This window comes from Mucilaginibacter inviolabilis, assembly GCF_011089895.1.
GTDB classification, from domain to species: domain Bacteria; phylum Bacteroidota; class Bacteroidia; order Sphingobacteriales; family Sphingobacteriaceae; genus Mucilaginibacter; species Mucilaginibacter inviolabilis.
Window position 1 is genome coordinate 628,006 of the sequence record NZ_JAANAT010000001.1, and the last position, 22,199, is coordinate 650,204.

At 45.8% G+C, this 22,199-nt stretch carries 25 protein-coding genes and 1 riboswitch; of the genes, 19 read left to right on the plus strand and 6 right to left on the minus strand.

Translation table 11 applies throughout. The annotated features are described in order from the left end of the window. Positions 1 to 23: 23 nt before the first annotated feature. From G7092_RS02550 to G7092_RS02565, 4 genes are all read right to left on the minus strand, one after another. On the minus strand, positions 24 to 335 hold the full coding sequence (locus G7092_RS02550) for a phosphoribosylpyrophosphate synthetase (RefSeq protein ID WP_202985203.1): 312 nt from the start codon (positions 333 to 335) through the stop codon (positions 24 to 26). Between the two features lie 227 nt (positions 336 to 562). Further along, a complete protein-coding gene (locus G7092_RS02555; RefSeq protein ID WP_166085871.1) occupies positions 563 to 2,845 on the minus strand; it encodes a nitric-oxide reductase large subunit in 2,283 nt (760 codons plus the stop codon). 707 nt (positions 2,846 to 3,552) lie between these two features. Next, positions 3,553 to 3,771 (minus strand): hypothetical protein, encoded by a 219-nt coding sequence (locus G7092_RS02560; protein ID WP_166085873.1) that lies wholly within the window; start codon positions 3,769 to 3,771, stop codon positions 3,553 to 3,555. Between the two features lie 28 nt (positions 3,772 to 3,799). Continuing rightward, the gene (locus G7092_RS02565; protein ID WP_166085875.1) at positions 3,800 to 5,092 is read right to left on the minus strand and encodes an NRAMP family divalent metal transporter; all 1,293 of its coding nucleotides are present in this window, start codon (positions 5,090 to 5,092) and stop codon (positions 3,800 to 3,802) included. Positions 5,093 to 6,025: 933 nt separating this feature from the next. Here G7092_RS02565 and G7092_RS02570 point away from each other — a divergent pair. The 16 genes from G7092_RS02570 to G7092_RS02645 all read left to right on the plus strand — a co-directional run bounded on the left by G7092_RS02570 (position 6,026) and on the right by G7092_RS02645 (position 18,957). Next, the gene (locus tag G7092_RS02570) at positions 6,026 to 6,460 is read left to right on the plus strand and encodes a hypothetical protein (RefSeq protein ID WP_166085877.1); all 435 of its coding nucleotides are present in this window, start codon (positions 6,026 to 6,028) and stop codon (positions 6,458 to 6,460) included. Positions 6,461 to 6,475: 15 nt separating this feature from the next. Further along, complete coding sequence (locus G7092_RS02575; protein ID WP_166085879.1) at positions 6,476 to 6,850, plus strand: penicillin-binding protein; 375 nt, start codon at positions 6,476 to 6,478, stop codon at positions 6,848 to 6,850. Next, positions 6,825 to 7,409 carry a hypothetical protein gene (locus tag G7092_RS02580; protein WP_166085881.1) on the plus strand — a complete coding sequence of 195 codons (585 nt, stop codon included), beginning with the start codon at positions 6,825 to 6,827 and terminating at the stop codon, positions 7,407 to 7,409. The genes G7092_RS02575 and G7092_RS02580 overlap by 26 nt, the downstream gene beginning before the upstream one ends. Before the next feature lie 11 nt (positions 7,410 to 7,420). Next, entirely contained in the window at positions 7,421 to 8,002 is a 582-nt protein-coding gene (locus G7092_RS02585) for a PRTRC system protein E (protein ID WP_166085883.1), read from the plus strand. An 11-nt stretch (positions 8,003 to 8,013) separates the two neighbouring features. Beyond that, positions 8,014 to 8,232, plus strand: coding sequence for a PRTRC system protein C (locus G7092_RS02590; protein WP_112653863.1), 219 nt, complete (start codon positions 8,014 to 8,016; stop codon positions 8,230 to 8,232). Positions 8,233 to 8,296: 64 nt separating this feature from the next. After that, positions 8,297 to 9,403: a hypothetical protein gene (locus G7092_RS02595; protein ID WP_166085885.1), complete on the plus strand. Its 1,107-nt coding sequence runs from the start codon at positions 8,297 to 8,299 to the stop codon at positions 9,401 to 9,403. After that, positions 9,384 to 10,112 (plus strand): PRTRC system protein B, encoded by a 729-nt coding sequence (locus G7092_RS02600; RefSeq protein ID WP_166085887.1) that lies wholly within the window; start codon positions 9,384 to 9,386, stop codon positions 10,110 to 10,112. The genes G7092_RS02595 and G7092_RS02600 overlap by 20 nt, the downstream gene beginning before the upstream one ends. Further along, positions 10,109 to 11,002 (plus strand): PRTRC system ThiF family protein, encoded by an 894-nt coding sequence (locus G7092_RS02605; RefSeq protein WP_166085890.1) that lies wholly within the window; start codon positions 10,109 to 10,111, stop codon positions 11,000 to 11,002. Before G7092_RS02600 ends, G7092_RS02605 begins: the two co-directional genes overlap by 4 nt. A 1-nt stretch (position 11,003) precedes the next feature. Then, positions 11,004 to 11,192 carry a hypothetical protein gene (locus G7092_RS02610; RefSeq protein WP_166085892.1) on the plus strand — a complete coding sequence of 63 codons (189 nt, stop codon included), beginning with the start codon at positions 11,004 to 11,006 and terminating at the stop codon, positions 11,190 to 11,192. Continuing rightward, complete coding sequence (locus G7092_RS02615) at positions 11,189 to 11,374, plus strand: hypothetical protein (protein WP_166085895.1); 186 nt, start codon at positions 11,189 to 11,191, stop codon at positions 11,372 to 11,374. The genes G7092_RS02610 and G7092_RS02615 overlap by 4 nt, the downstream gene beginning before the upstream one ends. Before the next feature lie 37 nt (positions 11,375 to 11,411). Then, positions 11,412 to 12,548 (plus strand): hypothetical protein, encoded by a 1,137-nt coding sequence (locus G7092_RS02620; RefSeq protein ID WP_166085897.1) that lies wholly within the window; start codon positions 11,412 to 11,414, stop codon positions 12,546 to 12,548. Between the two features lie 217 nt (positions 12,549 to 12,765). Next, positions 12,766 to 14,106 (plus strand): TolC family protein, encoded by a 1,341-nt coding sequence (locus G7092_RS02625; RefSeq protein WP_166085899.1) that lies wholly within the window; start codon positions 12,766 to 12,768, stop codon positions 14,104 to 14,106. Positions 14,107 to 14,117: 11 nt separating this feature from the next. Continuing rightward, entirely contained in the window at positions 14,118 to 15,215 is a 1,098-nt protein-coding gene (locus tag G7092_RS02630) for an efflux RND transporter periplasmic adaptor subunit (RefSeq protein WP_166085901.1), read from the plus strand. Positions 15,216 to 15,238: 23 nt separating this feature from the next. Further along, positions 15,239 to 18,445, plus strand: coding sequence for an efflux RND transporter permease subunit (locus G7092_RS02635; protein WP_166085903.1), 3,207 nt, complete (start codon positions 15,239 to 15,241; stop codon positions 18,443 to 18,445). A gap of 4 nt (positions 18,446 to 18,449) precedes the next feature. Then, the gene (locus G7092_RS02640) at positions 18,450 to 18,755 is read left to right on the plus strand and encodes a hypothetical protein (RefSeq protein ID WP_166085905.1); all 306 of its coding nucleotides are present in this window, start codon (positions 18,450 to 18,452) and stop codon (positions 18,753 to 18,755) included. A 16-nt stretch (positions 18,756 to 18,771) separates the two neighbouring features. Continuing rightward, positions 18,772 to 18,957: a YgaP family membrane protein gene (locus G7092_RS02645; RefSeq protein WP_166085907.1), complete on the plus strand. Its 186-nt coding sequence runs from the start codon at positions 18,772 to 18,774 to the stop codon at positions 18,955 to 18,957. Between the two features lie 11 nt (positions 18,958 to 18,968). Here the strand turns inward: G7092_RS02645 and G7092_RS02650 are convergent, their stop codons facing one another. Together G7092_RS02650 and G7092_RS02655 are read right to left on the minus strand one after the other, a co-directional pair. Then, positions 18,969 to 19,604: a Crp/Fnr family transcriptional regulator gene (locus G7092_RS02650; protein WP_166085909.1), complete on the minus strand. Its 636-nt coding sequence runs from the start codon at positions 19,602 to 19,604 to the stop codon at positions 18,969 to 18,971. Positions 19,605 to 19,663: 59 nt separating this feature from the next. Next, positions 19,664 to 19,855 carry a hypothetical protein gene (locus G7092_RS02655; RefSeq protein ID WP_166085912.1) on the minus strand — a complete coding sequence of 64 codons (192 nt, stop codon included), beginning with the start codon at positions 19,853 to 19,855 and terminating at the stop codon, positions 19,664 to 19,666. Between the two features lie 229 nt (positions 19,856 to 20,084). Between G7092_RS02655 and G7092_RS02660 the strand changes: the two genes are divergently transcribed. The 3 genes from G7092_RS02660 to G7092_RS02670 all read left to right on the plus strand — a co-directional run bounded on the left by G7092_RS02660 (position 20,085) and on the right by G7092_RS02670 (position 22,197). Then, positions 20,085 to 20,543 carry a hypothetical protein gene (locus G7092_RS02660; RefSeq protein ID WP_166085914.1) on the plus strand — a complete coding sequence of 153 codons (459 nt, stop codon included), beginning with the start codon at positions 20,085 to 20,087 and terminating at the stop codon, positions 20,541 to 20,543. Positions 20,544 to 20,612: 69 nt separating this feature from the next. Next, a riboswitch (Fluoride riboswitch) is annotated at positions 20,613 to 20,678 on the plus strand. Positions 20,679 to 20,719: 41 nt separating this feature from the next. Further along, a complete protein-coding gene (locus G7092_RS30870; RefSeq protein WP_166085916.1) occupies positions 20,720 to 21,460 on the plus strand; it encodes a phosphatase PAP2 family protein in 741 nt (246 codons plus the stop codon). Beyond that, entirely contained in the window at positions 21,457 to 22,197 is a 741-nt protein-coding gene (locus G7092_RS02670) for a metallophosphoesterase family protein (protein ID WP_166085917.1), read from the plus strand. Before G7092_RS30870 ends, G7092_RS02670 begins: the two co-directional genes overlap by 4 nt. The last annotated feature ends 2 nt before the right edge of the window (positions 22,198 to 22,199 follow it).

The following is a 22,199-nucleotide window of genomic DNA, read 5'->3' on the forward strand; positions in this document are numbered from 1 at the left end:
TAGTCTATCATTTAGAAATTGAATTAGTGATCTCCTTTTTCCTTTAATGCATCGACCAGTTCTTCGGCGAGTGGTTCGCTGGACATCCCATAACCATTTACCAGTATTCCTTTAATATTATGCACAGTTGAAGAGATCGCATAGACTATAGCTTCATCTGCCGGGTCAGACATGCCTTCAAACCGGTAGTGTTTGTCTACCACAAATTCGTTAGGATGAACCTGCAAAGCGTTCTGATGACATTCCAGGCAATTCTCTTTGAGATTAAAATCTACGATATAGCCTTCCGACTGGAGTTTTTGGATAACTTCAGATAGGGTTGTCATGGTGTTCATATGTTTTTTATTTTAATGTAAAGTGTGTTCTCGAACTTCGAAACGTTGATTAAAAACGGCAACAAAGAGCTGCTACAGACTTAAACTTAGGCTAATCACCAATTATAAGTAACGGGAGTTAGTAAAATCATCCGCCATTTTTCGCAGCCGATCCCGTTTAAAAATAAAAACAATACATAAATAAATTCTCCGGATTTCTCCGGAGAATTTATACCTAAAAAGGGGATCTACTTGTTTTGTTCTACTTTTTTGAGATCATATTCATCTTTTTTGTAGCTCCAGCCGGTTGCCAAGCCAATTACGAAAATAGCAAGTGCCACTGTTCCGAGTGCAAAAATGGTATCACCGAACAATCGCATCCAGCGTAAGGTATTCATTAAGGGCTGCTGCATAAACTCGGCAGATCTTGCATACCACATTCCGTGATTAACGCTTGCTATGGTTTGCAATAATCCAATGGGCAACAGGCTCAATAAAAGCATCAGCATTAAGCCGATATTTATGCTCCAAAAGGCGAACCTGATCCAGGTGTCTTTCCACACATTTTGGCGGTACAACCCTTTTAAAACAAATAGCATCAAGCCGATCCCTAAAACGCCATATACGCCGAATAATGCCGCATGACCGTGTAAGGGAGTCGTATTTAAACCTTGCATATAATATAAAGCAATTGGCGGATTAATTAAAAATCCGAATATACCTGCGCCTAAAAAGTTCCAGAACGCAACCGCAATAAAACAGTAGATGGGCCATTTATAAGCTTGTATCCATGGTTTAAGTTTACTGATCTTGTAATTGTGAAAAGCTTCAATACCAATAAAGACCAAAGGTACTACCTCTAAAGCGCTGAAGGAAGAACCTACCGCTAAAATCGCGGTCGGCGTACCGGAAAAATACAAGTGATGGAAAGTTCCTAAAATACCTCCTGACAGAAAAATTATGGTAGAGAAGAGTACATTTAGGGTTGCAAATTTCTCGTTCAACAATTTCATCCGGGTAAAAATAAACGCCATTACTACGGTAGCAAAAACTTCGAAGAAGCCTTCGACCCAAAGATGTACTACCCACCAGCGCCAGTATTCTGCAACTGCCAGGTTACTTCTGCGCCCCCACATTAAGCCTGCAGCATAAAACAAGGTGATAGCTATAGAAGATACAATAAACATAATTAGTAGATGCCGGCTGTTATTCTTGCTTCTTAAGGCAGGCATGATCGCCCTGGTCATCAAGATTAACCATAATATCAAACCAATAAACAGGAATATCTGCCAAAAGCGCCCTAAATCAACGTATTCGTAGCCTTGATGGCCGAACCAGAAGTTTTGTAGATAGCCTAATTTTTGCATGATAGCGTACCATTGACCAACCATAGAACCACCTACAATGATCAACAAGCAGATAAATAAAAAGTTGACGCCCAGTTTCTGGAATTTAGGCTCATAACCGGTCACTGCTGGCGCAATGTATAGGCCGGTGGCCAGCCAGGAAGTCGCGATCCAAAAAATCGCGATCTGGACATGCCACGTTCTGCTTAAAGAATACGGCATATAATCGGCTAAGGGGAACCCGTAAAACGCAGTTCCTTCAACCCCGTAATGTGCGGTGACCACTCCCAGAACAACCTGTAGCACGATCAGAACGGTAACGATCCAGAAATATTTGATCGTAGCCCGCATAGAGGGCGTAGGCTTAATAGAAAGTAAGGGATCCTCTACAGGCACTTCGTCAGAAGCCTGATCTTCTTCACTGTGTTGCGCATTATAAAATGCTAAGATCCCGATCCCAAGAAGTAAAATAATGATACTGAAACCTGTCCATAACATGAGGTCTCCGGTAGCAATATTGCCCACCAAATTATCATTCGGCCAATTGTGTGTATAGGAAACCGTTTCGCCCGGTCTGTCCGTAACACAGGCCCAGCTCGCCCAAAAGAAAAACATACCCATTAACCGGGCTTTAGCGGGATCTTTTATCGCATTCTTAGAAATAGCATATTCATTTCTTAGCTTATCATCATTACTGTTGTTCCCAAAAATACCTGCGTAATAATTGTTCAGGTATTCAAACGCCTGAACTCTTACCGCTGATAGCTGCAGTGTTTTGGTGCCAGGGTCATAGGTATTTTTACGGATTTCCTTTTTTAGCCGCGTTTGCAAGACCATCTGTTGTTCATCGGTGATCTTATCATAAGGTGAACCATAATCCGCTTTTGCCCAAGCATCCAGAATAAACAGCGACTCCCTATGCAGGTAATCGGCGGTCCAGTCAGGAGCGACATAAGCACCATGGCCCCATATCGAGCCAACTTCCTGTCCTCCGATACTTTGCCAAACATTTTGCCCATTACTGATATCATCGGCAGTAAATAAAACCTCACCGTTCGCTGAAACTACTTTTTCAGGAATGGGAGGCGCATTTTGATAAATTTTTACGCCAAAGTAAAGCAATACCATAAAAGATAAACCTATGACAATGGCAAAGGTCATCCATAGTTTTTTGGGATTTTTCATGAAAATTGATTTTTAGGTAATTGATGATAGATTTTTAACATGGTTATGGATCTTAGATTAGAAATCATAGGGACATTATTGAATAGCGCTCTTTGTTTAACAATAAAGGTGCTTGCTGCCCTGTTTTCCGCCAAAATAGTCATCATTCTAATAGATAATTATGAGAAAACCTACCTAAAATTATGACATAAATCATATTTTTCCATGATTAGTTTTGATATTTTTATCCGTTTACCGCAAAGCAGGTCGTCTGCGTTTAATAAGATGATTAAACACTGCTATAAAATTTCCTTCTCGTGTTTTCCTGGAGTCACGATAATTGCTGCCGCCGTGTTGCTTGATATATCGATCCTAAAACACGGTCCTGTAGATAGCTCACTATTCAAATAGGGCTTGCCAGCCGAAGTAAAAACAATTAAAACTTACGAGTAATATTTTCCCGTATGCACATTCATGCATTGAATGTTTTGAATAAAAACCAGCGTATCAGCTTTGGGCATAAGCTGACATTATACCGTTGACATTGATTTTGGAATTTTTTAAGAAAATTTGATCGAATTACTGATCGAGCGGATGTCTGGCAGGCAGACTTATGTCTGTTTAAACGGGGGTAATTAGGCGAGAGCGAAAGCAATCCGTTCTGATTGCTTCAACTATTGAAACAAAGAAATGAATTAAGGGTAAAAAACGATGGTGACCAGGCTATTTCAATTCCGGCTGAAAAAGCGGTCAATGAAATCCTGCTGAAGTTTTTTCAGTTTCTTCTTACGTACCATTATCAGCAGCATCACGGCCAGTAAGGAAGAACCCGTCACTATATTGCACCAGAAAACGTAGGCGCCGGAATTTTTGCTAAAAAGCGCATACAGATTTACGCCGACGGTTATAGCTAAAAAACAGATAATAATTATTGAAATTGCTTTCATTCTCTTTGCTGATCGATGCTAAAAAGGTTTATAACGTAAACAATAGGGAAACAGCAGCGGCGCCCATTACTGCAAAAGTAGCCCAAAGAAACGACTTTGATAGCCAGCCGCTCTTAAATTCGCCCATGATAGTTTCATCTGATGCGATCCTGGCCACCAGAAAAAGCAATGGTACGGCAGCAATACCGTTCAGTACCGCAGTGTATACCAGGGCTTTCACCGGGTCTATACCAATAAAGTTGATGATCAGGCCGATCAGTGTCGAAATGGTGATAACTCCGTAAAAGCCGTGGGCACTCCTTAATTTCAGATTCAGGCTTGCATTCCAGTCCAAAGCCTCGGAAACTGCGTAAGCTGCGGAGCCTGACAAAACCGGCACGGCAAGTAAACCAAGCCCGATAATGCCGATCGAAAAGATCAGTTTAGCCAGGAACCCGGCATTTGGAAAGGAATGCACCAGCGGTTCCAGGGCCTTCGCGGCATCCGAGGCGTTCTTCAGGTCTCTTATACCGCTGTTATGCAAGACCGAAGCACCTACAAGGAGAATACACCAGGTCGTTATTTCTGAAATGATCATGCCCGCTGTATTGTCTTGGCGCATCGTGCTTATATGCTTCCAGCTAATCCTCGGCTTCCCATTTTTTTGCAGCAATCCCTTGTCTTTCTCTTCCTCTACCTCCTGGGAAGCCTCCCAAAAAAACATGTATGGGGTAATAGTCGTGCCGAAAACGCCGGTAATGATAAAAAGGAATGCAAAACTAAATTCCACATGAGGGATGACTGAGGCTTTGGCCACGGTTAACCAATCCTGATGAACGATGAACACCGTCACGGGGTAAGACAACAGCGCCAGTGCCAGCCACTTTAAAATTTTGGAGTAGACCTTATAATTCGTAAAGATTTCCAGTATAAGGATACCTGCGGTAAACAATAGTGTCAGAACAACAAAAGGAACTGGAATAAGTAGTTGCGCCGCTGCCGCCATGGCACCGATATCTGCTCCAATGTTGATCGTGTTGGCTATAACGACGAGGCCTACTACGCTGTACAACACCGGCTTGCTGTAATGCTGCCGGACAACAGCGGCAATTCCCTTGCCGGTAACCAATCCGATCCGCGCACAGGCCTCCTGAACGGCGATCATGAAAGGCAGCATATACAATGCCGTCCATAGCTGGCCAAAACCGAACTGCGCACCGGTTTGCGAGTACGTGGCGATACCTGAAGGATCGTCATCCGCTGCCCCGGTCGTCAGCCCCGGGCCAAGGACGGTTAAGAATTTCAGAAACTTATTTTTTTTCGCGGATCGTTTATCTGCCATGAGTCCAGGTTTATTTACGAGTCATAAAGATAGTTATCTCTGTTAGTCCCTGCTCTTTTATTTTCAAAGCGGGTTAAAATGTCTGCCGGGAAGTAAAATTACTCAAAGATACCTTAGATACGGTAAAACGGCTGGATACGCTCGATGATATGCGGCCATGACCTATCGCTATTCAAATATGATGAACGAATCAATGATACAAAAAAAACGCTGGTGAATAATATGGAGGCAACTGATCAGGGAAGATCAAACATCTGATTATAAAGTCGTAATACATTTCTTATAAGTCAGGACTATCCACATATTTCTTTCACTAAATCAAAAGACCTTCCCGGAATGCAGGTGCCGCATCCGTTTGGATAAATTTCCGTACTGAACAAAACTTCTCGTGCTTGTTTATGCGACCGCTCCCCGCGTTCGCAATTCTGTCAATTTTCCATCATCTCATCTTAACATAAACAGGCCGTTCCGCTGAAATACGGCCGCGCTCTCCGCTCTATCTGCCGGGGACAGGCAGGATAATGCGTCCGATCGCTAACGGACTACTTCGCTGAAACTTTGCTTAGGCAGGCGTCGGCGGGGCAGCCTTCGGCCGGAGCAACCACCGGCAGGGCATGCCCCGCCGACGCTTCCTGCCCAGGTTCCTTTCTTTTTCCTGCCAGCGGTACCACTGAGGTTTAGGGACCTCCGGGGGTGTTCCGCTTTTGACCTCTGCTTGAGGCAAATTTACCCCTCTTCAGCGCGCAAGGCCAAGTGAATGCCGTCAAAATTTTTTGCGCTGATACCACAAAAATTTTTGTGTGGCGGCAGCCTTGACGCGCTCTCCCCACGCGCAAGTGATTTGCCTCTATCAGAGGCCAAAAGCTAAGGACTGCCAAAGACGCCTTTGAAAAAAAATTAAAGGAAAAAAAGCAAAACACAAAACGCAAGAAAATGGAAAAGCAACAATTCACGTACAGCATTCAATCACTCTTAGAGCAAAAAGACGGCAACGTTACAGGGCCAATGTCGCCAATGGAGTTTGCCAAAGAAATCGCCTTACAGGTTGGTTTCAAGTTTAACCGCCTCGCAAGGCTATGGTTTGCGGATGAACGCATCAACCAGCGCCATGAGGATGGCGGACTGACAGGACACGACACCCTGCTTATTGGCTCCGTGTACACCAATGACATTTGGCTGAGCCTGTGGGCAGACACGGGCGTTGGCGGTGTACCTATCGCTATGGCTTACCGCTCGGACGGCAGCATTGACTTTACAGACGTGTACCGTCAGCAGCACTTTGTATGCATGCTGAACCAACAGCAGGTAAAGGACATCTTCCAGTCCGTATTTGACGACCCCACCCAAATCAATATCAAAAACGCTTAACCTAAACTCAAAGCTATGACACGTTCAAATATGCACATCAAATTAACGAACGGCAATATTATTCAATGCGTTGCCGACAGCAGTAGCGCACCCGAACAGGGATGGGTAGTGGAAACACTCATTATCCCACTGCTTGCCCTTAACGATGCTGAAAAGGAACTTGCCCTCATCACCGAGTGGTGTACCATGAATGAACAGCGGGTAAATGCGGTTTACCGCTACATTATCAGCCTGCCAAGCAAGACCGTCCACTTTTTCGAGGAAAATTACAGCTACAGCGAGGATAAGTTCTATTTAGGCGATAACATCACCCATCGCTATGACGCGTACATCGCAAGCCATAACGCATTAGGTGAGTTGCTCAATGACATCAACGAAAATCCACTTTAAACCCTGCGCCATGAAAACGATACAGCTAAGACTATACCAATTCGGGGAATTGCCCGAAGCAGCAAAAGAAAAGGCGATAGCGGATAATGCGGATTTTAATGTCAGCTACAACTGGTGGGCCATGGTGTACGAAGATGCCCGTAACATCGGGCTGAAAATTACAGGCTTCGACCTTGACCGCGCCAATTACTGTAATGCGGAGTATATCCACGATGCGATATACACCGCAAGACAGATAACCATCGACCACGGGGAACAAACAGACACCTACCGCATCGCTATTGAATTTCAGGAGAGCCGTGATTTGATTGTCACCACATGGTCGAAAGATGAGATAGGCGAATTTGAGCAGGTAGATGAAATGGACGAAGCCCTCGACAATTGCGAGAACAGGTTTCTCAAATCCCTTGCCCATGCCTACCTCCGCATATTGGACAATGAACATGACCATCTGACGAGCGACGAAGCCATCGCCGATGCACTGATAGCCAATGACTATTGGTTTACCGCAGACGGAAAAATGGCGACCCATTTAGAAAAATTAGCATTAACCGCATAAAACCCAATAACATGAAAACGAACTTTTTTGAAAATATAGCCAACCTGAACGCCCCCGGCATTTGGACGATTGGCATCCAAAACGACGAGAACGGCAATTTTACCGTATCTGCACTATACGCCCCTTTCAAATCTAACGAACCTGCCACAAAGATGATAACACCCCTTATCCACAGGGGGACGGCATCCGACATGGACGAGGGATTTTTTGAAGCCACTGTAACGCAGGTGGATAGCCTAAAAGGTCTGTACAGCAACATCAAAGCGGTAACCGCAAGTGTAGATGCTGCCAAGAAAAAATTAGGACAGGGCAGTAAACCGCAACCTGCCAAACCTAAAGCCGAGGGCGGTACAGACGAGATTGAAGTAGGTGAGCCGAAAGCATCCGCAGAGGAAAAGCGCAAGGCTTATACGGATACCCTACGCAAAGTAGTGGAATTGAACGACCTGTGCAAATACGAGGATGCATTGGCCATCCTGCCATCGGTAGAGGATTATCCCGATAAAAAGGACGAACTCGAAAAAAGGCGTGCTGATTTGGAGCGTAAAAAAACACAGTACGCACAAGCCCTCCAATTATTTAATCAGGATTAAACCATCGTACCATGTTACAGACGACACAATTAGAAAGGATTTTTATCCATAAGGAAAACGGGCAGGAAGTCCGTTTGACCGACCCTAACGAAGCTATGAACCCCGATACGGTGCTGAACTTTTACACCGCTACTTATCCCATCCTGACCAACGCCCGTATTGTCGGGCCAGAGATAAAGGACGATATGATACAGTACCGCTTTGAAAGTACGATGGGCACCAAAGGCTAAACCGCAACAGCATGGAAACCAAGAAAATCAACAGGAAAGTAACCGTCATAGAAGATAGCACACAATGGAAACTACATCAATTATTCGGGGAGTTCGTAGGGAAGTTAGACCGCTTACCCGATGCAAGAGAAGTTCAGCAAAACCCGCTAAGAAGCGCACCAAAGGAACGCACCGTAATGGTTTTCTGACCCATTCCTTTCAGCCTTTCGTGAGCCTGCCGTTTCATGGCTACGGTCAGGGTGAAAAGGAGTTTTTCCAGTCATTGAAAAACTTCTGCCAGTTGTACAACTGGCAAGCCCCTGACGTTTCAGGCTTAACCTTTCCGCAGAACATATCGGCGGTACTGGAAAAGCTATCGGCACAGCGTTTTGACGGTGCATCGGCAATGCTGATACAGGATAAGGGTTGCCCTGCGAGACTGGCAACCGTTAAAACCTTTGATACCAATTTTTGCCTGTATTACGTACCTGTCCGCCCGTTGTGGCAGATGAAGAATGACAAGGCGAAACAGCCCTGCTATGAACTGACCCGAACGCTGTTTGCCTACCTGTATCAAATCATTGGCATTCCCTTTTTCCGTGAGCCGGGCTACTTGGATAATTCCTATGACAGTTTGGAGAACTGGATAAGGGAAATTGAAGACGAGGACGACGATGAAGAGAACGATTATCGTAAACGCCAGTTCGCTGAATTTAACCTGATGAAGTCAGCAGGTGATACACTGTTACCCGACATCAAAGCACCTTTTGATTTGGAAACATGGCAGGCGCAATTACAGCAAATACCTGTAACCGATAAGCAAGGCAGGGATTTGAGAGAAGTGGCTAACGAACTGCTTAAACTGGCAAAAGACTATCCCGAACGAGCCATCAAAGATACCATGCACTATGAATTGCATGAGGCAAGCGAAGACGACTACAGCATCTATTGGGAAAACTATATCTCCTTTTACTGGAGCGGTAACGACACCTTACAGCACATGCTGTTCGAGATGGTCAACAATGAGTTTCAGGAAATGGGTTATCAGGAAGAACCCGTAGCTATCCAATGGTTTGACACGCCACAGGAAAAGGCACACCATGATTTTGATTTTGAAACAAGACTATTTTTCCTGTTGGATGAACTGACAGGTGTATTAAACGACTTTGACCATGAAGAACCTAACGCATAATTTCAGCAACCTGTATCAGCCCGTAAAATCCCTGCTGATCTACACCAAACAGACCGAGGAAGATAAGGACACCACCAGTGTTTACGTAGAGAGCTACGACATTGGCAGGTTGGGCAACCCGATAAACGCCCACCCATTAACTGTTAAGGAAATGCTTGCCCTGAGCGGTATATTCCAGTCGGCACAGGAATTTAAAACAGGTTTTCTGCGCTGTAAAGGCGTGATGCCCAACAAAGTGCTATATGTGAATGCAGAACAGGAAGGCTATGCCATTTGGTACACACCGCCACAGGAAGTACCTCTGTACTTTTCCAATGCTTTAGGCATAAAGTCAGGCAGGGGAAAAGTACCTGCAATGGTATGGAAAGCGGGCAGGGACAGTTTAGCTGTTTATGCGCTGAAAGGGCATCGCAAGCCTGTAGGCAACACCGCCCTTTTTCATGCCCCATTCTTTAATGTCGGAACTGACGGAAAGGTGTGCATGGGTAATGTGCGCATCAATATTGGCAAGGCCATTCGTTTGGAAGATTTCATGGAGCAATGGGAAAGCTACTTTTGGAACAGCTACTTCAGCCACCTCATGGGCGAGTTTAACCCTGTCACCGAAAACATTGTCCAGTTGTGGCAGAAACAGGTCGCTACCAACCGTGTATTTCCCTGCGAAAGCCTGAAACCTAATCAGCATACCCTTAAAACCCTCTTTGTATGAAAACCCCGAAACTGAAGGCGGTAAAGACTGCCGTACATATCGTAGAAAAATCTTTGATTAACCCTTACAATCCCATTGTGGTCAACCTGATTGGCGCAGGGGGGACAGGCAGCCAGTTTTTAACGGCACTGGCGAGGATAAATCATTCGCTCATTGCCCTGAACCATCCCGGACTTGCGGTGCGGGTATTCGATGATGATAAGGTCGAAGAAGCCAATTTGGGCAGACAGCTATTTTCAACCGCAGAACTCGGCTTGCACAAAGCCGTTGCACTGGTTAACCGCATCAACCTCTTTTTCGGCACCAACTGGAAAGCCGTACCTGAAAAGTACGACCTGAAAACGTTGCAGGATGAACCTGAACTGGCGATGGCAGAAATTACCATATCCTGCGTGGATACCGTAAAGGCGAGGTTTGAAATTGCCGATATGCTCACCAAAATCTATACAAGCCGTAGGCACAGCTACCACCATCCCTTATACTGGATGGACTTTGGAAACAGTAAGGACATAGGACAATGTATCCTATCCACCATTGCCGAAATAACGCAACCCGCCTCCCGAAAATTCGAGGTGGTCAGCCGTTTGCCCTTAGTGACCGAAGAATTTAAGGAACTGTTAAAGCAGTCTGAAAAGGGCGACCATACGCCAAGCTGTTCCTTAGCCGAAGCCCTGACCCAACAGGATTTATTCATCAACTCCGCACTGGCAAACTTAGGCGCATCCCTTTTATGGCAAATGTTCCGTGAGGGCATGCTCACGAACAGAGGATTTTTTCTGAACCTCAAAGACTTCAGGACGCAGCCCATCAAGGTAACGCCAATCGAGGATAAAAAGGTCAAAGTGCTGAAGCCAAAACGCCTGAAAACCGAAACCCCTAAAGCAGCCTGATATGAAGATAGTGGATTTAAACGGCAAGGTGATCGAGGTGGAAAACCTCGACCTTGCCTTTCAGCAAGCGGACGCCTACCGCCATTACAGGCATACCGACAGCGCATTTGCCCGATTGGATGAAGAACTGCAAACCTATTGGGAAGATGTCTACCAAAAGCTATTAACACTCAAAACCGAACAGCCATGAGAACATTCATTTATTTCATCGCCACCTGTTTTATCTCCACAGGTATCTATTTCGCCTCTTTAAACAGCAGTCATTTAGCAATAGGCATCGCAGCAGCCATAGCCCTGTGGGCATGGTTCCTATGGGGCTATGACAGCCGTATGCGAAAAGCCGAGGAAAGGCGCAACAGAAACCGCAGGTAAACACCGTACCGATTGTGAAACATTAACCGCTACTGTTATGGTAAAAATTAAAGAGGGCTATGTCATGTCCCAGCGTGAACGCGAGGAATTTGAACGGCAGGACGCCCTGCCCCGCAAAACTTCGGGATTGGTGGCTTATTACTTCAAATCGCAAACCAAGTACCCGCCACGCATCTATGCGTTTATACACGCCGAAACATGGTGCGACCGCAACCGCAGGCCGATGGGATTGCATACGGCGTTCCCTTTCCTGACACGCCCGATGAGTACCGCCGAAATAGAGTATCATCATTTTGACTGGCGGTTGTGCTACCACCAATATGAGGATTGGGACAAACTCTTGCGTGCTGCTGAACAGGAAGCCGAAGAACTGGATACGGATAAGGAAGGTACAGGAACGGACTTCTTAAATCAGTTGAAAGCCTTTCGTTCAAAATTTCCGCTGAATGCGAACACGGGCGGACTCCCGCCCGACCCGCCCGAATTACCAGCGGACGAGGAAACCGTGTATTTACGGGAACTGATCGCGACCGGGGATGCGCTGAACTCCGCTGAGGTTTACAAAATGCTGACCGATGAACTGCAAGCGCAAAAACGGCCTGCGGTGCTGATTGCCCTGCGACAGCTTCTCCAAAACTTTGAAAAGCCTGAAGCAAAAAGAAATGCGATTACTGAAGAAAGGATAAAACGCAAGGTAGTATTACAGCAGCAGCGCACGCGCCGCAACTTCGCGCGGCGGGTCTATCAAAAAAACAAGCTGTTTGCCTTGCAGGAGATCAGGACGAAATACCCTGATTATTCCGAGGAATCGCTAATGGCAGACCTGCACGTTGCCCGAAAAAAGGAGAAGCGATCCAAGCATAAACCCGTAACTGACCTGCGGGGTTGCCAGTTGCAGAAACTGGCGCACAGGCTGAAATATGTGCCACTGGAAGAAAAGGATTACAACGATACGTGTAACCGCATTGCCATATTGCAACAGGCCCACAACCTGCGACTGCCTGTACCGCTCATGGTCAACCTGCAAAAGGAAAAGCTGGTGTATAGCTTCCCGTGGAAGATACGCGAAGGCGTTGTAAAGGATTTCGTCGCCTTAGCCAATAAACCAGGCATGACCCATCAGGCATTACGGGAGCGCCATAAAGAAATGGTCAGCTCCAGTTATAGTTATTAACCCTAAGATCAGATGCGAAAAGGTGAGTTTGGCATTAATACTTGTAAAAAGAAACTAATAGCATAACAACATGCTACTGTCATATGCTAAGGCCGGTTTGAATAAAGACCGGCTTTTTTAGTGACACAGAGTTGATAAACACATATGACTTGAGTGATTAAAGTCACCGAAAGCGCGGCAGGTGTCGACCTATTTTTGCTTCAGATCAAAAAACACGATGACCAAAAAATATTTTGTTTACTTTTTTTCACTGGGATTGACATATGCGATCGGCTGTGTCCTGCCGGTTAAAGCTCAGGACAAGACCGAACGAATCACTATTGATAGTGCAGTGCTTTACGCTCTTGCACATAACCGACAGGCGGCAATAGCTAAACTGGATGAGAAGATCGCGACCGCTAACTATCGCCAGACCGATGCCGTTTTTTTACCCGAGGTATCCGTAAGTTATTCAGCTTTTACAACCAATGATCCCTTATCTTCTTTCGGATTTAAGCTGGAGCAACAGGTTATCACAGCAAATGATTTTAACCCGGCCCTGCTGAATCATCCTGACCGAACCAGTAATTACAACGCCAGTTTGACTGTAAAGCAACCTCTTATTAACCCTGATATGTGGTATGCGCGAAAGGGGGCAAAACTACAGGCCGACAGGTATGGCTATACGGCACAGCGCACCCGCCAGTATTTGGTATTCCAGGTGCAGCAAGCCTGCATGCAATTGCAATTGGCGTATGATGTAACTAAAGTGCTGGAACAGGGCCGCCATACGGCTTTGGATGCATACCGCTTCGCCAATGATCGCTATCAACAAGGTTTGTTGCAAAAATCGGATGTTTTAAATGCCCGGGTACAGGTAAACAATATGGAAAGCGACCTGGCGAAAGCAAAAAGCGGAATATCCAACGCATCCGATAACCTGGCCATACTACTGGGTCGGCCATCCGGCGTGGTTTATCAAATAACCGATAGCCTCATTATTAGCCTACCTGATAGTGCAAATTCGCTTGTGCCGCAGCAGCGCGCCGACCTGGCAGCGATGCAGAAAGCAATAGACGCCTCGGGTATGATGATCAGATCCGGCAAAATGGGCTACCTGCCTAAATTGAACGCCTTCGGAAACTACCAGTATAATGATAGCCGCATCGCTGGTTTCGGCGCTAACAGCTACTTTGCTGGCATCCAGCTTTCATGGGATATTTTTAATGGGAACCGGACACATCGGCAAATAGAGGCACAAACGCTGGAAAAAGATAAGCTGATCGCGCAATTTGCCCAACAAAAAGAACAGGCCCAACTCGAATTAAATAAAGCTTTGCGCGATCTGTCAGATGCAAATATTGCCCTGATACTACAGCGTTCCGCAGTAGACCAATCCGCCGATGCGCTGCGTATTATGCAAAACAGGTATAGCCAGGGGCTGGTCAATACGACCGACGTGCTTGCTGCCCAAACGCAATTGGCTCAACGCGGGCTGGCTCTGGCACAGGCGAAGTTCAGTGCCCAAATCGCTGTAGCCTATATCAATTTACTTACTACAACTGCTAACCCACAATAATTCACCTGACCATGAAGAATTCCTATCAATATATTTTCCGCACAGGCACGGCTGCGCTGCTCATTTCAGCCATGAGTGCCTGCTCCTCTCACCAGCCGCCACAAACCGCAGGTACCGACAGCACCATCACAGTTACTGTGGCTAAAGTAAGTGCATCAACCAGCGACCAGATCAGCTTGAGCGGGCAGCTAACATCAACCCAAACGGCAGCGATCAGCACCCGTATCATGGGCTACATTACGGCCATACATGTTAAAATTGGCGACAAAGTAGCTAAAGGCCAGTTGCTGGTGAGCATTGCAAGCCAGGATATAGCTGCTAAGCAGGCCCAGGCCGATGCCGGCGTAATGCAGGCGCAAGCCGCGCTCGAAAATGCGAAGAAGGATTATGAACGCTATAAGGCACTGTTTAGTCAGCAAAGCGCCACGCAAAAAGAGCTGGACAATATGACCTTACTATATCACTCGGCGCAAGGTCAACTAACAGTCGCCAAAGAAATGCGCAAAGAAGCCGATGCCAATATGGCTTATGCCAACCTCACTGCCCCATTTTCGGGTATCATCACACAAAAAATGGCGGACGCGGGCAGCATTGCGAATCCCGGAATCCCCTTGCTGATGCTTGAACAGGCTGGGAGTTACCAGGTAAGCGCCTATGCGACGGAAAGCCAGATCGCCCTGTTGCAAACCGGAATGTCTTTGACTGTAAATATCGGTTCATCAAATAAAATACGGAATGCCACGATAACCGAAATCAGCCGTTCGGCAGAAAATACAGGCGGCCAGTATCTCCTAAAAGCCAATATTCCGGGCAATGAAAGCAGCGACCTCTATTCGGGCATGTATGTCAACGTCATTATACCCGTTAAATCAATATCCGGCATGGACGACAATCAGGTGTGGGTGCCGGCTTCGGCTATTGTACACCAGGACGAATTGGACGGCATTTATACCGTAAGCCATGACAACCGGGCTATGCTCCGATGGCTGCGCCTCGGTAAAACACAGGGTGAGCGGGTTGAAGTATTGTCGGGATTGTCCCCGGATGATGCTTTTATTTCAGGCGCTGAGGGGCGATTGTTTAACGGTGTCCCTGTAAAAATTAAATAAAGGTTGTACGCAAAAATATGATCATGGAAAAGGGATTTGCAGGCAACATTGCCAAAGCATTTATTACGTCGAAACTTACCATACTGCTGATGATCGCCTTCCTGATGATAGGCGCTTACAGCACGTTCCTGATGCCTCGTGAAGAAGAACCGCAGATAGAAGTGCCTATGGCCGACATCATGATCGGGTATCCTGGCGCTCAACCAAAAGAAGTAGAGGCCCGTGTAACGGCTCCTCTTGAAAAAATTGTGGCCAATGTAAAAGGGGTTGAATATGTGTATTCAACCACTATGCAGGGACAGTCGATGCTCATTGTGCAGTTCTATGTAGGCGAAGATGTTGAACGCTCATTGGTGAAGTTATACTCGGAGCTGATGAAGAATATGGACAAGCTGCCGCAGGGGGTAACGCTTCCGCTGATAAAAACAAGGGCAATAGATGACGTCCCCATGCTGGGCTTAACCCTGTGGAGTAAGAAATATGATGATTATCGGCTGAAACAAGTGGCTGAAGTATTGACGAGTGAGATCAAGCAGCTGCCGGATGTTGCAGCAGTAAATATTATCGGCGGGCGTAGCCGGCAGGTGAAAGTGATTTTGGATAAGGACAAGATGGCCGGCTACCATGTCGATTTTCTAACGATAGCCAGGCAATTGCAGGCCAGTAATGTGCAATTGCCAGCCGGAACCTTGTTGCAGCGTGACAGCGCTATTGCCATACAAACCGGCAGTTTCCTGCATTCAGCAGAGGAAGTCGGCAATTTGATCATCAGTTCAAACGGGCAGCAGCCCGTCTACCTGAAACAGGTTGCGAAGGTGATCGACGGCCCGGAAACACCCGATCAATATGTTTATTACGGCCGCGGAGCTGCGGATACGTCCAGAATAGCCGCTGCCGGTACAGACTATCCGGCGGTAACTATATCCATTGCTAAAAAGAAGGGCGCCGATGCCATGAAGCTTGCTGAAAGTATTCTGAGTAAAACGGAACACCTGAAACAAACACTCATTACCAATGACGTAAATGTAACCACAACCCGTAACTATGGCGAAACAGCTTCAGCAAAAGTGAGCGAATTGCTTTTTCACCTTTTTATAGCCATCGTTGTTGTTACCCTGTTCGTCATGCTGGCCATGGGCTGGCGGGGCGGGTTAGTCGTCTTCCTTTCCGTGCCGGTAACTTTTGCGCTTACTTTATTTGCTTATTATTTTCTGCATTACACGTTAAACCGCATCACGCTATTCGCCCTGGTATTTATTACGGGTATAGTGGTAGATGATTCGATCATCATTGCCGAAAATATGCACCGGCATTTTAAGATGAAGAAGCTGCCCTTCCTGCAGGCCGCGTTGTATGCCATTAACGAAGTTGGTAATCCTACCATCCTTGCCACCTTTACGGTTATCGCAGCAGTGCTGCCAATGGCATTTGTTTCGGGTTTAATGGGTCCTTACATGAGCCCGATGCCTATAGGCGCGTCTATCGCCATGATGCTTTCGCTTATTGTTGCACTAACGCTCACCCCTTACCTGGGTTATATCTTTCTTCGCGAGAAAGACAAACCCGGTAAAGAAAAGCCCGCAATAGAGCTGGAAAATACGGGAATCTATAAGATCTATTACAGGTTCATCAATCCCATGCTGGAAGTGCGCTGGAAACGCTGGACCTTCATCATGGGCACCGTTGTCATTCTTTTTGGATCGATGGCGATGTTTTACACCAAAGCTGTGGCAGTTAAAATGTTGCCGTTTGATAATAAGAATGAGTTTCAGATCGTGATCGATATGCCCGAGGGTACCCCGCTGGAACAAACGGCCGTCCTAACGCGGGAGATCGGTTCTTACGTTTCGCATCAGCCGCTGGTAAAAAACTACCAGGAATATATCGGCACAGCAGCGCCTATCAGTTTTAACGGTCTGGTACGGCATTACGACATGCGCCGGGGCGACAACGTCGCCGATGTGCAGGTCAACCTGGTCGATAAAGATCAGCGCAGCGAACAAAGCCACGCCATCGTAAAACAGATGCGGGCGGCGGTACAGGCTATCGGCAGAAAATTTAATGCCAACGTGAAGATGGTAGAGGTGCCGCCGGGGCCGCCGGTATTATCGACAATGGTAGCCGAAATTTATGGACCTGATTATGACCAGCAGATCGCCGTAGCTAACCAAGTCAAAGACTTAATGCAGAAAACACCGGATGTCGTAGATATAGACTGGCGGGTAGAGCACGACCAGCCGGAGTATCGCTTTGAAGTTGATAAAGACAAAGCCATGCGCTTAGGCGTTGCACCCGCACAGGTAGCCATGACAATGAACGTCGCTTTGAGCGGGCAAAATGCCGGAACGCTACATGCCGACCATTCATTCGATCCCATTAGTATTTCACTACAGTTGGCGGATAAAAGCAAAACCGATATCAACGATCTGAAAGGCCTGAAAGTGATCAGCCAGCAGGGATTACCCGTACCAATCGGGAGTATGGTCAATGTGGTTAAGGGTATAAAAGAAAAGAGCATTTACCGCAAAAATCAGCGCCGCGTGGTGTATGTGACTGCGGATATGGCTGGCAAACTGGAAAGCCCTTCTTATGCGATGAGCAAGATATCAGACCAGTTAAAATCGATCAAATTGCCTAAAGGATATACGCTTACTGAAAACTATACCAAACAGCCAGACCTGGAAGATAATTTTACGTTGAAATGGGATGGGGAATGGCAGATCACTTTTGAGGTGTTCCGCGACCTGGGTATCGCTTTCCTCGTGGTGATCATTATCATTTACATGCTCATCGTAGGCTGGTTCCAGAATTTTATCGTGCCCCTGATCATGCTGGCAGCCATACCGCTTTCGCTGATCGGCATTATTGTGGGTCACTGGCTGATGGGGGCATTTTTCACGGCAACATCGATGATCGGGTTTATTGCCCTGGCAGGTGTGATGGTGCGAAACTCGGTGCTGCTTATCGATTTTATTAATATCCGTCTTAAAGAAGGCATTCCCTTAAAACAGGCGATCATCGAGGCTGGCGCAGTTCGTACAACGCCGATTTTGCTTACAGCAGGAGCCGTGGCCCTGGGCGCGGTTATCATCTTGTTTGACCCTATTTTCCAGGGCCTGGCGATATCGCTCATGGGCGGAACCATTACCTCCACGTTCTTAACGCTTTTGGTAGTGCCATTGCTTTATTTTAAAATGATGAGAAAAAAAGATATAAAAGCAAATAATTAAAAATATGAAAATGCTGATCGTATTGGGTATGCGTGAAGACGAAGCCCGCATTATGGAGATATTTAAGGAGGCTGGTGTTATGATGTACAGCAGGTTTGATACAACCGGATCGGTAAGCAATGACCACGTTGCACTATCAGATGAATGGTTTTCAGCAACCGCAGGGCAAGCCAACTCAGTTGCTTATTTCAGCTTTGCGGATGATCAAAAAGCGTCAAAAGCGCTTGCTCTGGTTAAGGAAGCTAATGATAATAGTGTAACAGGGAGCCCAATCCACGGATTTATCGTGCCGGTGGAAGCGCAGTTTTAATAAAAGTCATAGTCAAATGAGAGAAAGAATTGTAAGGGCCGTTGCAGGAAGTATGGTACTGCTTAGTTTAACGCTCGGTTGGTTTGTCAGCCCGTATTGGCTGCTGCTAACGGCATTTGTGGGACTGAACCTGCTGCAATCATCTTTTACCCGTTTTTGCCCGCTGGAAAAGATATTAGATGCGGCAGGCGTAAAACGCTGAATCAGTATCGGTCAGGCAATTTGTTCAATGTGTGATCGGTGTATTTTTATCGAGCCGTTCTGCTCCAGCTTTTTGAGCAGGCGTGTTATCACCTCGCGAGAAGTATTCAAATCGTCGGCGATTTGCTGATGGGTTAGCTTCAACTCGCGCGTATTCAGTTCGCTAAACTGACGATTCAAGTAGTTTTGCAGACGTTGATCCATATTTTTGAAGGCCACATCATCCAGCACCGAAAGTAATTCTTCAAACCGGTAGCGGTATGTTTCAACGACGAAACGGTACCAGCTTTTGTAATTTTTCATCATATCCTCCATGTATTGGATCGGGATCATGATGATTGTCGAATCTTCAACGGCTTTTGCCAATATCTCACTTTCCTTCGCAGTGGCAGCGCAGATCATAGAAACTGCACAGGCATTGCCGGGTTCGAGGTGATACATAAAAAATTCGCCGCCGTCTTCGCCTTCGCGATAAATTTTAATACGCCCTTCTGCAATAAGCATGGTATTTTTTAAGAATTGCCCACTGCGCACCAGCGCGGTTCCGGCAGATATATGTTTGATCACCGATACCGAAGCGATGAATTGTTTTAGTGATTGATCGAGTTCAGGAAAATGCCGGTCTAGAAAAAAAGATATGTTATCCATTATTAATTTTAAAGAAGCTAATTTAAGGAATAAGTGATAAAGGTCAGCAACCACGGCGGCTACCGCAGTACCTTTGCATATTCAATCAAATTGAATGGAAAAGCCTGAGCAATATAAAAGTTGGGCCTGACACCAGCGCTGATCGCCTTCAGGTGCCCCGCTTTGATATTTCCTGACGCCTGGTCTGAGGTATCCTCCGGAGATGAGTTAAACATTACACCGAAATCACGTTCCTGTTGATAAGTAACCACTTGTTGGTAAAGCTGTAATTAATAAGTAAATAACTAATTAACAGTGTGAGCTTAACAAGCTCCGGTGCAACCTTCTGCCATTTTAAAGTCCGGTACTAATCGCATTCATAGCCAACGGCGAAGACACCACTATTGCACTAACGATCAATTTTAAAGACATTTTGCATAACCTTACGTCTGCCGATATTGCTAATACCTTATAAAACCCTTAATATTGCTCAATACGACTATGGAAAAACTCTTTGCCGCAAAAGGGATCAAATATTTATCCTATTTAAATACACAAGGCTCAAAACTTGGATATGCTTTTACCCCGCAAATGCTGGAAGAAAAAATATTCCTTGAACTGGCAATTCATGAATACAGTACGGGGGAAAATGCCAAGTACGAAACTGTTATTTCCGTTTTCACAATCAGGGATGGATGTTCATTTGAATACACCATTTGCCATGACGACCGCGCGGTTATCCCGGTAATGTACCTGTATAGATTGATCTTAGATACCATCGATTTCATTGATAACTGTGATCGAAAAACACTTCCCGATGACTTGAAACAGGCGGCAACCGGTTTGACTGCATCAAAAGGTATCCAGGATAAAGAATTAAAAGAAAGAGTGTACGATTTGATAGAGGAAAAGATAGCAACCGTCTTTAAATTAATAAACGTTAATCAGATAAATAGCTAACGTAACCCCTATAGTGCCCTTCTTCTAATAAAATATTTTTATTCATCATAAAAAATCATAGTTTTGTTTAAACAGAACGGAAATGGTGTCTTCCGTTTAAAATAACCGCCTCGTGCTGATGACGCCTACAAAATGGATTGCGCAAGCTTAACGGCTTGCCATTAAATTTTTTGTAGGTGAAATTAAAACAAACTTCCACTTTCAGGTCGCTATTTAGCCAGGGTTCAGGACTTTTCCTGTTACTCATCTTTATTATCTGGCTGCAATTAACCATAGCATGCTTACATTATGGAAAGCAGGAAAGTCTGTTGCTAATCAATGGCTTTCATATCAAGCTGCTTGACCATCTCTTATTTTGGCTAAGTCAGATCAGCGGCGGCTATATCATTACTTCCATAGTAGTGATGATTTTGGCAAGATCATACCCGGTGCAAGCATTGACGGCTATGATGACATCTTTTGTGGCCTGGTACGTTTGTATCACTATCCAGTACAATCACTTTCCCGATTGGAAAAGCCCTTCAGCCTTGCTTGGGCCCAAACTGCATCTTCTGTCAAACCCTAACGCTCAACCTGAACTTAATTTTCCGTCCGCGCAAGCCGCTATCGTTACCGGTTTGGGAGTTTATTTATCTTGGCTTTTCAGCGACAAGTTTAAATATGCGCTATTGTTATTTGTTGTCACACTGATACTGCTCTATTCGCGAATTTATGTGGGCTGGTCATTTCCCAATGATGTTTTATTGGGAAGCGTATTAGGTACGATAAGCGGAATATTCTGCATTGTCTGGCTACCCGGGCGGCTGTCCAGTTGGTATGATAGGCGTACTTTATGGTGGCAGGATATGATCATCGCTATCCTGCGGGCTGCCGCCATCTGTACCATTTTTGTAAACATCAAAAATTTCATGTTATGAAATTAGCCATCATCAGCGATATACACGGCAACCTGCCGGCATTGGAAGCAGTTCTGGCTGCTATCGAACAGGATGGCATAGATCAGACGTATTGTCTCGGTGACCTGGTGAACTTCGCGCCCTGGACAAATGAGGTGATCGAAATGATCAGGGCGCATAATATTCCAACCGTTTGCGGTAACCATGATTGGGGTATTGGACTTGGACAGCAGAATTTTGCTTTTTCTTATCACACCGCTGAAGAAAAAGAAGCAGGTTTAAAGGCAATTGCTTTTACCAATCAAAATATCACTGAAGCCAACCGGAATTATTTGAGATCGTTGCCTAAAATTCTCCGACTGGATTATGAGCTATCATCTGGCATGACAGATATATTACTCACGCACGGCAGTCCCCGAAGCATCGGTGAATACCTTTTTGAAGATTTTGAAACGGCAATCCTGATGAAGATCATGGACGAATACAGCGCCGATGTGCTGGTCACCGGGCATACCCATCGGTCTTACATACGCAAGCTGGAGAAGGCCGGTGGTAAATGGCGATATGCCTTGAACGCGGGTTCCGTAGGTAAACCGAAAGACGGCGATCCCAGGGCTTCTTACCTGCTGTTAAGTATGGAACATGGACAGTTGACTGCCGAAGTGAAAAGAGTAAGCTATAACATCGTTAAAGCACAACAAGCTATCCGGCTGAGCGGTATACCGGATATTTATGCCGAACTATTAATCAAAGCCTGACC